Origin of the sequence: Solwaraspora sp. WMMA2065 (genome assembly GCF_030345075.1) — a bacterium.
GTDB lineage: Bacteria > Actinomycetota > Actinomycetes > Mycobacteriales > Micromonosporaceae > Micromonospora_E.
The window spans coordinates 811,573-823,872 of sequence record NZ_CP128361.1 but is presented as its reverse complement, the minus strand read 5'-3'; the positions used below and the strand labels follow the sequence as shown (position 1 = coordinate 823,872).

Here is a 12,300-nt window from a genome sequence, read left to right as displayed (position 1 = left end):
CGGCAGCCTCTCACATGCTGGTCCGGGCGGACCAGATCTCGGGGAACACCACCCGGTTCATGCTGCGCTGCAGCCAGGCCAGCCCGGCGGAGCCGCCGCTGCCGACCTTGGCGCCCATGGTGCGCTGCACCGCCTTGAGATGTTTGTACCGCCAGTCACCGAACTGTTCGGCGACCTCGGTCAGCGCCTCGCCGAGCTGCCGCAGATGGTTGTCCGGGCCGTTGACCCGGTAGACCTCGACCCAGGCGGCCTCGACCGACGGGTGCGGTTCGTGTTCGGTGGCGACGTCGCGGCCCAGCAGGTCGGCCGGGATGTCGTGGCCGGCGCGGGCCAGCAGGGCGATCACGTCGTCCCACAGGCTCGGCGCGTGCAGGGCCTGCTCCAGCTCGGCGTACACCTCGGGTTGGCGGCGGAACGGGCGGATCAGCGACGGGGTCCGGATGCCGAGGATGAACTCCAGTTGCCGGTACATCGCCGACTGGAAACCGGAGCCCTCACCGAGCAGGTTACGGAACCGGTTGAAGTCGGCCGGGGTCATCCAGCGCAGCGTCTGCCAGGAGGCGTTGAGCCCTTCCAGGTGCAGGGCGGCGCGGCGCAGCGGGGCCAGCGCCTCCCACACCCGGTCGGCGCGGATCAGCCGTTGGGCGTCGCGCAGCTCGTGGCGGGTCAGCCCGAAGTACAGCTCCATGATCTGGCTGACCATCAGGAACGACATCTCGCCGGGGTCGTCACTGAGGGTGCGCTGCAGGCTGTGCAGGGTGCTTGCGTGCACGTAGGCGTCGTACGGCACCCGGTCGCCGAACTCCAGGGTCGGCTCGCCGGCGTTGGCGGCGGCGCGGGCGTCGCGTTCGGCGGCGTCCACCGGCCGCACGGCCGGCGGGCTGGCCACGTCGGTGCTGTTCACGTCGGCTGCCCTCCCTTGGCTGTGTCGCCCATGATTGCCGACTTGCGGTCCGCGGCTGAATACCGGATCAACGGCGGTACGCGGCCGCGACCTGCAGGTCCGTGGCTAGATTTGGGTGGTCGGTTAACGAAGGGAAAGTGTCCGTGGACGAGATGGATTGGGCGCTGCTGCGTGAGTTGCAGGCCGATGCCCGACTTTCCTTCAGCGAGCTGTCCCGCCGGGTGCATCTGTCGCCGCCGGCGGTCGCCGAGCGGGTCCGCCGGTTGGAGGAGTCCGGGGTGGTCAGCGGCTACCACGCGCACGTCGACCTGACCCGGGCCGGCTGGACGGTGATCGCGCTGATCCGGATGTCCTGCTACGGGTCGCACTGCATCCTGCGCGACCCGCAGGTGCCGACCTGGCCGGAGATCCTGGAGATCCACCGGATCACCGGGGACGCCTGCTCGATGTTGAAGGTGGCGGCGGCGTCGATGGACGCCTTCGAGGACGTGATCGACCGGCTCGCCCCGTACGGTCAGCCGTCCAGCACGATGGTGCTCTCCACCCCGCTGGGCTGGCGTCCGGTCACCGCCGCCGACTGACCTTGCTTGTCAGTCGACTGGACATCGACAGAGCCGCGATTCTGTCAGTTTTTGCCGGATACTGCGGTATGGTTGCGGGGTCATGCGCTAGGAGGCAGGTGCTGTGCTGATCCGTTTCGAGGCGGCGAACTTCCGCTCGATCCTCGGACCGGTTGAGCTGTCGATGGTCGCCGTCGACCGGGACCGGCCGGCGGTGCAGCGGATCGACAGCATCGACGAGAGCCTGCTGCCGGTCGCCGCAATCTACGGTCCCAACGCCTCCGGCAAATCGAACGTGGTCGCCGCGCTCAGCTGGCTACGCGACGCGGTCGCCGACTCGCTGCGGTTCTGGGACGACGGGATCCCGGTCGAGCCGTTCGCGTTCGGCGACGGTCCCCGACGCCCGTCGGAGTTCACCGTCGAGCTGATCCTCGGCGGGGTCCGCTTCGAGTACATCGTCGAGCTCGATACCAACGCGATCCGCTACGAAGGGCTGTTCCACTATCCGGAGCGTAAGCGGCGTCGGATCTTCGAACGCGAGGGCGACGAGCTGACGCTGCAACGGGGCCTCGGCCACCTGTCGGGCACCCGTGAGCTGCTGACCGCCCGTACCCTCGCCTTGTCAGCTGCCCGGCGGTTCCGCGAGCCCCTCGTCTCCGGCCCCGCCCACGCACTGTTGAACGTCCAGACACTGGGGCAAATGGCTCGGCGCCGCCCGTTCGTGAGGCGGGCGGCAAGCCTCTCGACCAGGTACTGGTTCGAGGAGACCGGCCCCGATCAGCTGCAACCCGCGTGGTTCGAGGACCTGCGTCCGGACCGGGCCCAGGCGTTGGCGCTGCTGCGGATGGCCGACCTCGGCATCGAGGACGTGCTGATCGATGACGGTGCAGCTGCTGATCAGGATCTGACACCGCCGGGCCGTCGACGACGGGTCCGGTTGGTGCATCGCGCGGAAAGCAAAGCGGTCCCCTTGAATTTCGGTGCCGAGTCGGAGGGCACCCGTACCTGGTTTCAACTCATCGGCCCGGTGCTGACCGCGCTGAAAGCAGGTTCCCTGCTGCTGTTCGACGAGCTGGACGCAAGCCTGCACCCGACACTGTCCATGCACCTCATCCGGCTGTTCACCGACCCCGCGACGAACCCCTCGGGAGCACAGCTGATCTTCACGTCGCACGACACCAGCCTGCTCAATCACCTGAACCGGGACGAGGTCTGGCTGACCGAAAAGGCAGCTGACGGCGCGACCCGCCTCGGCGCGCTCGCCGAGTTCGCCGGCGAACGCGTACGCCGGTCGCAGAACCTCGAAAGGGCGTACCTGCACGGGCGGTTCGGCGCGCTACCCGACGTCGACCGCACCGAGATCCTCCGGGCACTCGGACTGATCGGCTGACCGGTGACACCCGAGCGATGCGAGGATCGGAGGCGAACGTGACGACTTCACCACTGCAGGGACCGTGGGTGCCGCTGGACCGGGCCCGGCAGCGGACCAGCATCAAATGGCGGCTCTACCCGGCTGACGTGCTGCCGGTGTGGGTGGCGGAGATGGACGTCGACCCGGCCGGGCCGGTCGTCGAGGCGATCGACGCGGCGGTGCGTGCCGGCGATCTCGGGTACGCCACCGGCGCCGGTTACGCCGAGGCGGTAGCCGGGTTCGCGGCCGAACGGTGGGGATGGGACGGTCTGGACCCGGCGCGCACTGCGATCGTGCCGGACGTGATGCTCGGCGCGGTCGAGATGCTGAAGCTGGTGACCGGGCCGGGCGACACGGTGGTGATCAACCCGCCGGTGTACCCGCCGTTCTACGGGTTCCTGCGCAACCTGGACCGGCCGGTGCGGGAGGCCCCGCTCGGTCCGGACGGCCGGCTGGACCTTGACGCGCTGGCCGAGGCGTTCACCGCCGCCCGCGCGGGCGGGCGCAGCGCGGCGTACCTGCTGTGCAGTCCGCACAACCCGACCGGGACGGTGCACACCGCCGACGAGCTGGCCGCCGTCGCGGAGCTGGCCGGCCGCCACGGCGTACGGGTGGTGGTCGACGAGATCCACGCCCCGATGACCACGTCCGGCGTGCCGTTCGTGCCGTACCTGTCGGTGCCCGGCGCCGACGACAGCCTGACGCTGATCTCCGGCTCGAAGGGCTGGAACCTGGCCGGGTTGAAGGCCGCCCTCGCGGTCGCCGGACCAGCGGCCGCAGCCGACCTGGCCCGGCTGCCGGAGGAGGTCGGCCACGGGGTCAACCATCTCGGGGTGATCGCGCACACGGCGGCGTTCCGCGACGGCGGCGACTGGCTGGACACCGTACGATCGGCGGTCGACTCGAACCGGCGGCTGCTGGCCGAACTGCTGGCGGACCGGTTGCCGCAGGTGCGGTACACGCCGGGCGAGGCGACCTTTCTGGCCTGGTTGGACTGCCGGACGTTGGGGCTCGGCGACGACCCGGCGGCGGTGTTCCTCGACCGGGGGCGGGTGGCGCTCAGCGGCGGGCTGGACTTCGGCGCGGGCGGGGTCGGACACGCCCGGTTGAACCTGGCCGCCGCGCCGGAGACGATCACCGAGGCGGTACGCCGGATGGCTGCCGCCCTCGGCTGACCGTCGCCAGGTCCGCCGGCTCGTTGCCCTGACACCGACGTCAACGTTTAGCGTCACGGTGGGTCCGAGGCTGGCCGGGGAGGGCACATGTTGATCGGTGAGCTGGCGCGGCAGGCCGGGACAAGCGCCCGGACGCTGCGCTACTACGAGGCGCAGGGGCTGGTCCGGCCCCGGCGATGCGCCAACGGCTACCGCGACTACGACTATACGGAGCTGCGGGTGGTCGGCGAGATCCGGTCGTTGCTCGCCGTCGGTTTCGGTCTGGAGGACATCCGCCCGTTCGTGACCTGCCTGCGGGCCGGCAACCCGTCCGGCGACATCTGCCCCGACTCGATCTCGGTGCTGCGGCGCAAGCTGGCCGAGGTCGATGCCGGACTGGCGCGGCTGGCAGGTGTCCGGGAACAGCTGCGGTGCCAGCTCGACCGAGCGCGGGCGGATCGGCGGCGGCGGTGAGGTTCGCGGTCAGTTACAGCACCCCGCTGCACGGCACCGACCCGGACCGGCTCATCGGGTACGCCCAGCACGCCGAGGCATGCGGGTTCGAAGGCTTGTACGTGCCGGAACACGTGGTGCTGTATCCAGGTGCGACGGTCGGGGCGGTCGAGATGCCGCCCACACTGCCGTACGCGGACCCGTTGGACCTGCTGGCCTTCGTGGCGGCGGCAACCGACCGGCTGCTGCTCGGCACCGGGGTGCTGCTGCTGCCGTACCACCATCCGGTAGTGCTCGCCAAGCGGCTGGCGACGATCGACGTCCTGTCGAAGGGCCGGATGCGGCTGCTGACCGTCGGACTGGGCGGCCTGCCCGGTGAGGCGACGGCGGTGGGCGTCGACTTCCGTTCCCGTGGCCGACGTGCCGACGAGGCGATCGACGTGCTACGGCTGCTGTGGAGCGGTGACGCCGACGGTGTGTCGTTCCACGGCGAGTTCTTCGACTTCGAGCGGGTGTGCAGCTTTCCGAAGCCGCACGGCGCCACCGCGTTGCCGATTCATGTGGGTGGTTCGAGCCGGGCGGCGGCCCGGCGGGTCGGGCTACGTGGCGACGGCTACTTCCCCGGCGGGCTGTTGACCCCGGACGAGCGGGCGGCACAGTGGGAGTTGGCGAGGTCCGTCGCGGCGGAGGCCGGCCGTGACCCTGACGCGCTGGAGTACACCCGGTGGGGGTCGACTGAGCTTTCGGCGCAACGGGTCGAGGCGTACGCGGCGCAGGGGGTGACCCGGATCGTGGTCGGCAGCGGCGCCGACACCCTGGCCGAGCAGCGGGACGACCTGTCCGGCTTCGCCGACCGGTTCGGTCTACGACCAACGACGGGTGATCAGCGGCTCAGCCGACAGTAGGGTTTCCGACGCTTTGATTGACTGCCGGCTATCGACGGCGCATGCTCATCTCCACTTTGGAGATGCTGGCCGCCCCGGCCGGAGCATCTTCACCATCGAGGAGGCGTCACCATGCCGAGCCGTGCCCGCCACCGCCGACGACGTGATCGCGCATCAGTTCGGCTTCCTCGGGCCGGACACGAAGCTGGTGACCATCACCGTCGGCGGCGACAACCTCGGCTTCACCTCCACCTTGGAGAACTGCATCGAGGCGCTGCACGACAGCATCTGCGAAGAAGCTCTGGACAAGGCCGTCGCGTACATCAAGACGACATTGCCGGGCAAGCTGAAGCAGGTGTACGGCGACATCCTCGCCGTCGCGGTGCAGCTCAACGCGACCATCGACGTGACGGCGACGCCGTACGGGGTATTCGTCCCGGTGGACGCCCTGTTCGCCACGCACCGGCTCTGCGGCTCCGACCCGTGGCGGAACGACATCCTCCACCTCGACGACGCGTTCCACCCGAACCTCGCCGGCTACACCGACGGCTACCTGAGAGCGCTCGCCGGTGCCCACCCCACATCTGCCGCCCGCTGACGGCGACTCACCAGCACCTATACTCCGCTCGGTCGATATGTGGGAACGTCGATCACCGTCCGGCATCGGGCGGTGGCACAGCGGTCACGAGGTGGAGTTTTCTTGCGGGTGCAGGTGCTGGGCCCGGTACGGGTGTGGCGTGAGCAGCAGGCACTCGACCCCGGCCCGACCGCCCGCCGGGCGGTGCTCGGTCTACTCGCGCTCGCCGGCGGGCATCCGCTGCCCCGCTCGGAGCTGGCCGACGCGCTCTGGCCGGACCAACCGCCACCGGTCACGTCGACCAACGTCATCCAGACTCACGTCAAACACCTGCGCCGGCTGTTCGAACCGGACCGCCCGGCCGGCTCTCCCGAGACGCCGTCGAGCGCCTCGTCGCAAGACACGCCGCTACCGCCGCAGACACCTGCGCGTCGATCAAGGAGAAACACGTCACCCCGCACACACTGCGGAGCCGGACGAGGGGGCATGCCTCAATCGAGCGTTCGCAGGCTCCTATCAAGCCGGCTCTTCGAAGTTAGGCGGGGTTGAGGTGGCCGCGGCTTTTTCGGGTGGTCGCGCAGCGGGTTCGTAGGCGTTGGTTGATCGGGTTGCGGAAGCCGTAGGCGTCGCGGGCGACGGTCTTGATGACCCGGTTGGTGCCTTCGGAGCCGGCGTTGGTGATGCCGGTGTGCAGGAACGCGAGGATCTGGGGCCACCAGATCTCGATCGTGGTCGCGAGGCGGGCGAGCTCGGGTAGATCGCTGTCGGCGCAGCGCTGGTAGAAGAGGTGCAGCAGCCGGGCGACGTGTTCCCGGTCCGGGTGGGTGCGGGCCAGGGCCAGCAGGTCGAGGAGGTCCTCCTTGGCGTTCCACGCGGCGAGGACCGGCACGCTGATGCCGGCGGGTAGCCCGGCGATCTCGTCGCAGAGCGTGTCGACGCGTTCAGCGCGCATCCGCCTCGCGGAGCGGGTCAGCCGGTTACGCAGGTCCCATTCGCGGTCACCGGCGCGACCCCGGCGGCCCCGGACCTGCACGGTGACCCGGCGGCGGACCTCGTTGAGGGCCTGGTGGGCGAGGTGCACGACGTGGAAGTGATCGACGACGAGGACGGCGTGCGGCAGCGCTCCACGGATCGCGGACTTGAAGATCGTGCACATGTCGAGCGCGACGTACCGGACCTGGTCGCGCCACGCCTGGCCGCGTTGGCCGAGCCAGTCGACGACCACCTGGGCGGTGCGGCCCTCGACCTGGCCCAGGAGTCCCTGACCGCCGGACAGGTCACACATCCCGACGTGCCAGCGGTCCACACTGCTCTGCCACGCCTGGCTGACCTGGTCGAAGACCCACTTCGGCCGGCCCCGGCGGGTCTCGTCGATCCCGAGGACCTCCACCGGTTCCGGTTCGTCGGGCAGCACCACGCCCGCGTGGGCGGTGAACGCCGCCGCGACCACCGGCCAGGACAGGTCGTGATCACGGGCCGACTGCACGACCGTGCGGGCGCCGTCCGCGACCGCCGCCCCGGCCGCCTTCCGCAACCGGGCGGTCACCCGGTGCCGGGCTGGGACCTGCGCCACCTGCTCGGTGAACGTCCGGCGTCGACATCCGCCCTGGTCACAATGCCAGCGGCGTTTACGCCACCGTAGCCGCGTCGCCCGGCCCGCCACGGGCAGGTCCTGCGGCCGGGTCGTCACCCAGTCCTTGACCCGCCGGGCCCGCGCACCGCAGTCCGGGCAGCATCGTGCCTGCTCATCGGCGGTAGACAGAGCCACCACCGGGACACCGTCGGGATCCAACCTGACCCGATCCACCACCAGGCCGCCCAGGCCCAGCAGCCGGGTCGTATCGTTGACCATGCTCGCAGCTCTCCGCTCGTGACAATCCGATCTAGACACTCAGATGATCACTGAAGGGCTGCGAGCCCTCTACGCCAGGGTCGCCGTCAACCGCGAACCCCGCTCAACTTCGAAGAGCCGTCAAAGGCGTCTGGTACCGGTGCTACGTCGTCATCGACATCTACTCCCACTACGTGACCGGCTGGCTCGTCGCGGCAGCCGAGGACGCCGTCGTCGCCCGGGACTTCCTCGCCGACGCGATCGCCCGTAACGGGATCGAGCCGCACACCATCCACGCCGACCGTGGCGGCGCCATGGCGTCGAAGCCGGTATCGGAGATGCTCGTCGACCTCGGTGTCCTCCGGTCGCACTCCCGACCCCGCACGTGCCTCTTAACCGGCTAATGGCTGTGTTTCCGCAGGTCAGGTGACACGCCGAGACATCTCGGGTCCTTGTCCGGGATGTTCGTTGCCGATACATCTGTTCCTTATGGGTGGGATCGATGAGTCGTTGCGGCTCGTGCGGTGTGGCGACGGTTGGATGCTCGCTGGATCGGCGTCGGCTGGCTTTGCGCTGGTCGATGAGTATCTGGCGTACCTGAGCGACCGCAACTACTCGCCGAGGACGGTCCGGGCCTACGGCTTCGACCTGCTTGCCTTCTGCCGGTGGCTGGTGAGCGAGAACGTCGCGTTGGACGCGGTGACCACGGACGTGCTGCTGGGGTTCCTACGGGCGTGCCGTGAGGCGCGGATTCCCGGGCGGCCGGGCCCGAACGTGATCCGGCTGCGGGGAGGCCGCGTCGACAGGTACGCGGCGACGACCATCAACCGCAGGCTCGCTGCGATCTCGGGTTTGTTCGCGATGCGGTCGATGCGGGACCCGGCGGCGGTCAGCCCGGTGCCGAAGGGGCGGGAGGCCCGCCGGCCGGTTGCGGGGGAACGCAACGGGCTGCTGGCGCACACGGCGCGGCGTCCGAAGAGCAGGTCGGCGTTGCGGCTACGCGAGCCTCGTCGGCTGCCACGGCCGTTGTCCCAGCCTCAGGCGGCCGATCTGTTGGCCAGCTTCCGGACCTGGCGAGACCGGGCGATCGCCGGCCTGATGTTGTACTGCGGCCTGCGTTCGTGCGAGGTCCTCGCTCTGACCGTCGCCGACGTTGACATCGGCGGGAGGTGGCTGCAGGTCGTGGGCAAGGGCAACCGGGAACGCCGGGTCCCGCTCGATGGTGATGTGGCCTCGGTGATCCAGGTCTACCTGCTGGCCGAGCGCCCGGAAACGAGTAGCGCCAACGTGTTCGTCGTGGCGAAGGGCCCCAACCGTGGGCAGCCGTTGACGGCGGCCGGGCTGCGGACGATTTTCCGCTATCACCGTGGGTTGTCGGGGATCGGCGGCGGGCACCCGCACGCGTTGCGGCACACGTTCGGCACCGCGCTCGCCGAGGCCGGAGTCGATCTGGCGGTCATGCAGGCCCTGCTCGGGCACACCCACGTGGACAGCAGCGCCCGTTACACTCATCTCGCGCCGGCGCATGTCAAGGCCGAGTTCGACGCTGCCCGGGAGCGTATCCGTGCCCAGTCATGACCTTCACGCGTCCTACCTGGACTATCTGGCCCGGACGGGTCGCGGGAACACCGCGTACTGGACGGCGGCGCGCTCGTTCTTCGCCCGGTGGCCTGACCCGGCCGCGTGGGCGGATGAGCCGTTGCCGGTGCGGTTGTCGGCCAACGGTTCGACCCGGCCCTTGATCACGTTCCTGATCCTGCACGGCGGTCTGCGGCCCGGCTACGACTACCTGCTGGAGCGCAAGTTCTCCAGCAGCTGGCGAGAAGTGCAGGGCTGCCAGGTCGGCACCGACCTGGCGCTGTTCCTCAGCACCGCTGAGCAGCTGGGTTTCGCCGAACGGGTCCGGCTCGCCACCGCTTCGCAGGTACCTGCCCGGCTCCTGATCCAGACCGGCCGGCCGCTGAACCGCCTCACCGACCGGGACATCGACGCCTTCACCTACGCCTGCGTCGAACGGAGGAACGAACCGGCAACGGATGGCGGCACTACGGTGCCGCCATCAGCAACACCCGTCGGGTGTTGTTCCATCTCCAGGTCCTGTCCGCCCCGTCAGCCACCGCATCCGGGATCGCCTTCGCGGATCGGCTGCGCGGGGTGACCCCACCGATCCGCGCGGCACTGGTCGCCTACCTCGAACGCAAACGCGCCACGTGCGTGCCGAAGACGGTCTCGTCCCTGGCCACCCGGCTGATGCACTTCGGGGTCTTCCTCGCCCGCATCGACCCGGCTCTGCACTCGATCGCGGACCTGCAACGATGCCGCCACATCGAACCCTACCTGTCGGCGCAGGTCGATGCGATCAACACCAAAACCAACGAGGTCATCACCGTCGCGGAACGCTCCCGCCGCGTCCTGGCGCTGGCAGGATTCCTCACCGACATCACCGAATGGGGCTGGCCCGACGCCCCGACCCGACGGCTGGTGTTCCGTGACGACATCCCCAAGCTGCCCAAAGTCCTGCCCCGCTACCTGCCCGTCGACGCCGACCGGCGACTCACCGAGCAACTCCGGAAGCCCAGCACCGGCAACGCGCTGGCCGCCTGCGCGCTGCGGCTGCAACGCGCCTGCGGCCTGCGCATCGGGGAACTCCTCGACCTCGAAATCGACTGCGTGCACGAGGTCCCCGGGCAAGGCGCCTGGCTGAAGGTCCCGCTCGGCAAGCTCGAGTCCGAACGCATGGTCCCCTCGACGACGACGTCCTCGACCTGATCGACCACATCATCGCCATCCGCTCCCCAGGCCAGCCCTTACCCCACCCGCGATACCGACGCCGAGCGCAGTTCCTGTTCACCCACCACGGGAGACGCCTGTCCCAGAACACCGTCCGCGAGGAGTTGGAACGGGCCGCCGACGCCGCCGGCCTCGGACACACGACACCCCACCAGCTCCGCCACACCTACGCCACCGCCCTGGTCAACGCCGGGGTGTCACTGCAGGCACTGATGGCGCTACTCGGCCACGTCTCCGCCGAGATGAGCCTGCGCTACGGGCGGCTGTTCGACACCACGATCCGCGACGAATACGAACGCGCGCTCACCCTGGCGAAGGAACGTGCCGGCATCCCCAGGAACCCGACGACGAGCCTGCCGCTGACAGACATCACCCGCGGCGCGGACTGGAAGACGACACCCCTGATCAAGTCCCGGCTGGCCGGCGGGTTCTGCCTACGGGCACCCGCCCAAGGCGCCTGCACCTACGCCAACATCTGCGAACACTGCCCGAGCTTCCAGGCCGACGCCAGCTCACTCGCCATCCTCACCGCTCAACGCGTCGACGCGGACGCCCTCGCCCAGGACGCCGAGCAACGCGGCTGGATCACCGAGGCCGCACGCCACCACAAACTCATCGCCCGGCTGGACACCCTCATCGAACAGGCACAAGCCGGATGAACACCGCGATCACGAAGGTTGAACAGGCCTGCGCCGAACTCATCGCTGACCAGCAGCCGATCACCTTCACACAGGTCGCCGCACGCACCGGTCTCGGCCGCACGACGCTCTACCGCAACCCGTCACTACGCGCCCTCATCGAGGAACACCGCCACAGCGCCGCGCAAGCGGGAACCCTCAGCGGCCTCGCCGGCGACATCACAGCCCTGCGAACCGCCGTCGAAGCCATCGCCGGCCGCGTCCGCCGCCATGAAGAACAGCTACGCCAGATCACCAGACGAGGACACTGACCCGAAACCTTAACCGGCCAAACGCGGAGCAACAGGCCAATTAGCCGGTTAATCGAATGACAACCCGTACTCCGAGGCGCAGTTCAAGACGATAAAGTATGTGCCGGACTTCCCGGCCAGGTTCGGGTCCCTCGCCGACGCGAGAGCCTTCAGCGACGGATTCTTCACCGCCTACAATCATGGGCATCGGCATTCCGGGATCGGCTGGCACACCCCGGCGTCGGTGCACTACGGCACCGCCGAGCAGGTCCGTGAGCACCGCCAACGCGCCCTCGACGCCGCCCACACCGCTCACCCTGACCGGTTCACCCGCCGGCCGCGCGCACCACGGCTACCCGAGCACGCCTGGATCAACCAGCCAACCCAGCAGGCACAAACTGTCTCAACTTGACTTGACAACTACCGCAACGCCGAGCACTGCTTCGGCTTCCGCTAACCACCAACGATCTCGCCGCATCGGACGCAGCACATGGCACCAGGTCCCGAAGTTACAGTCCATGAACGACGCCGCGCAGTCTAGATCCTACCTGATTTCAAGGAGCCATGCCGGGTGGCCGGTCGGGTGCGGCATGGCACCCCGACCGGCCCGACCGTCGACGTCAGCCCGAGCGACGGGCAACCAGCCAACCGGCCACCGCCAGTCCGACACCGACGGCGACCAGTATCAGCGAGTCAAGCGGAACGAGGCCAAGAAACACCAGCACCGCCCCAGCGACCGAGAGTGCGTACACCTTCGGGTCACGGCCGCCTCGCTGTCGCCAGCCTGTCCGCTTCAGATCTCCTGCCA

Annotated in this window: 14 protein-coding genes and 2 pseudogenes; 14 read left to right on the top strand and 2 right to left on the bottom strand. The window is 69.3% G+C overall.

Features of this window, described 5'->3' with window-relative positions; translation table 11 throughout:
- Positions 1-10 precede the first annotated feature (10 nt).
- Entirely contained in the window at positions 11-904 is an 894-nt protein-coding gene (locus tag O7610_RS03750; RefSeq protein ID WP_289212645.1) for a tryptophan 2,3-dioxygenase, read from the bottom strand.
- 143 nt (positions 905-1,047) lie between these two features.
- Here O7610_RS03750 and O7610_RS03745 point away from each other — a divergent pair, with 143 nt between their 5' ends.
- The 7 genes from O7610_RS03745 (at position 1,048) to O7610_RS30540 (ending at position 6,492) form a co-directional block, all read left to right on the top strand.
- Complete coding sequence (locus O7610_RS03745; protein WP_123600997.1) at positions 1,048-1,485, top strand: Lrp/AsnC family transcriptional regulator; 438 nt, start codon at positions 1,048-1,050, stop codon at positions 1,483-1,485.
- 103 nt (positions 1,486-1,588) lie between these two features.
- The gene (locus O7610_RS03740; protein ID WP_289212644.1) at positions 1,589-2,854 is read left to right on the top strand and encodes an AAA family ATPase; all 1,266 of its coding nucleotides are present in this window, start codon (positions 1,589-1,591) and stop codon (positions 2,852-2,854) included.
- Between the two features lie 17 nt (positions 2,855-2,871).
- Complete coding sequence (locus O7610_RS03735; protein ID WP_289212643.1) at positions 2,872-4,050, top strand: MalY/PatB family protein; 1,179 nt, start codon at positions 2,872-2,874, stop codon at positions 4,048-4,050.
- 87 nt (positions 4,051-4,137) lie between these two features.
- Positions 4,138-4,503, top strand: a complete 366-nt coding sequence (locus O7610_RS03730; protein WP_281554352.1) for a MerR family transcriptional regulator — start codon at positions 4,138-4,140, stop codon at positions 4,501-4,503.
- The gene (locus tag O7610_RS03725) at positions 4,500-5,387 is read left to right on the top strand and encodes a TIGR03619 family F420-dependent LLM class oxidoreductase (protein WP_289212642.1); all 888 of its coding nucleotides are present in this window, start codon (positions 4,500-4,502) and stop codon (positions 5,385-5,387) included. Before O7610_RS03730 ends, O7610_RS03725 begins: the two co-directional genes overlap by 4 nt.
- A 121-nt stretch (positions 5,388-5,508) precedes the next feature.
- Positions 5,509-5,964, top strand: coding sequence for an SGNH/GDSL hydrolase family protein (locus O7610_RS03720; protein WP_289212641.1), 456 nt, complete (start codon positions 5,509-5,511; stop codon positions 5,962-5,964).
- Positions 5,965-6,003: 39 nt separating this feature from the next.
- Entirely contained in the window at positions 6,004-6,492 is a 489-nt protein-coding gene (locus tag O7610_RS30540) for an AfsR/SARP family transcriptional regulator (protein WP_353850327.1), read from the top strand.
- On the opposite strand, the gene O7610_RS03715 is transcribed toward O7610_RS30540, so the two are convergent.
- Positions 6,479-7,795 carry an ISL3 family transposase gene (locus tag O7610_RS03715; protein WP_289212640.1) on the bottom strand — a complete coding sequence of 439 codons (1,317 nt, stop codon included), beginning with the start codon at positions 7,793-7,795 and terminating at the stop codon, positions 6,479-6,481. The two genes, O7610_RS30540 and O7610_RS03715, sit on opposite strands and share 14 nt — an antisense overlap.
- Before the next feature lie 50 nt (positions 7,796-7,845).
- On the opposite strand from O7610_RS03715, the pseudogene O7610_RS03710 reads away from it, so the two are divergent.
- The 7 genes and pseudogenes from O7610_RS03710 to O7610_RS03680 all read left to right on the top strand — a co-directional run.
- Positions 7,846-8,160: pseudogene (locus tag O7610_RS03710) on the top strand (integrase catalytic domain-containing protein); the annotation flags it as partial.
- Between the two features lie 154 nt (positions 8,161-8,314).
- Positions 8,315-9,352 carry a tyrosine-type recombinase/integrase gene (locus O7610_RS03705; RefSeq protein ID WP_289212639.1) on the top strand — a complete coding sequence of 346 codons (1,038 nt, stop codon included), beginning with the start codon at positions 8,315-8,317 and terminating at the stop codon, positions 9,350-9,352.
- Positions 9,339-9,932: a hypothetical protein gene (locus tag O7610_RS03700; protein WP_289212638.1), complete on the top strand. Its 594-nt coding sequence runs from the start codon at positions 9,339-9,341 to the stop codon at positions 9,930-9,932. Before O7610_RS03705 ends, O7610_RS03700 begins: the two co-directional genes overlap by 14 nt.
- A complete protein-coding gene (locus O7610_RS03695; RefSeq protein ID WP_289212637.1) occupies positions 9,929-10,543 on the top strand; it encodes a site-specific integrase in 615 nt (204 codons plus the stop codon). Before O7610_RS03700 ends, O7610_RS03695 begins: the two co-directional genes overlap by 4 nt.
- Positions 10,441-11,223, top strand: coding sequence for a tyrosine-type recombinase/integrase (locus O7610_RS03690; protein WP_353850367.1), 783 nt, complete (start codon positions 10,441-10,443; stop codon positions 11,221-11,223). Before O7610_RS03695 ends, O7610_RS03690 begins: the two co-directional genes overlap by 103 nt.
- Positions 11,220-11,513, top strand: coding sequence for a DUF6262 family protein (locus tag O7610_RS03685; RefSeq protein WP_289212636.1), 294 nt, complete (start codon positions 11,220-11,222; stop codon positions 11,511-11,513). The genes O7610_RS03690 and O7610_RS03685 overlap by 4 nt, the downstream gene beginning before the upstream one ends.
- Before the next feature lie 52 nt (positions 11,514-11,565).
- Positions 11,566-11,904: pseudogene (locus O7610_RS03680) on the top strand (integrase core domain-containing protein); the annotation flags it as partial.
- Positions 11,905-12,300 lie beyond the last annotated feature (396 nt).

Excerpts from the sequence above, each read along its gene's own strand:
- O7610_RS03735 (WP_289212643.1), top strand. The coding sequence starts at position 2,872 with ATGCGAGGATCGGAGGCGAACGTGACGACTTCACCACTGCAGGGACCG.
- O7610_RS03685 (WP_289212636.1), top strand. The coding sequence starts at position 11,220 with ATGAACACCGCGATCACGAAGGTTGAACAGGCCTGCGCCGAACTCATC.
- O7610_RS03730 (WP_281554352.1), top strand. The coding sequence starts at position 4,138 with ATGTTGATCGGTGAGCTGGCGCGGCAGGCCGGGACAAGCGCCCGGACG.
- O7610_RS03715 (WP_289212640.1), bottom strand. The coding sequence starts at position 7,795 with ATGGTCAACGATACGACCCGGCTGCTGGGCCTGGGCGGCCTGGTGGTG.
- O7610_RS03705 (WP_289212639.1), top strand. The coding sequence starts at position 8,315 with ATGCTCGCTGGATCGGCGTCGGCTGGCTTTGCGCTGGTCGATGAGTAT.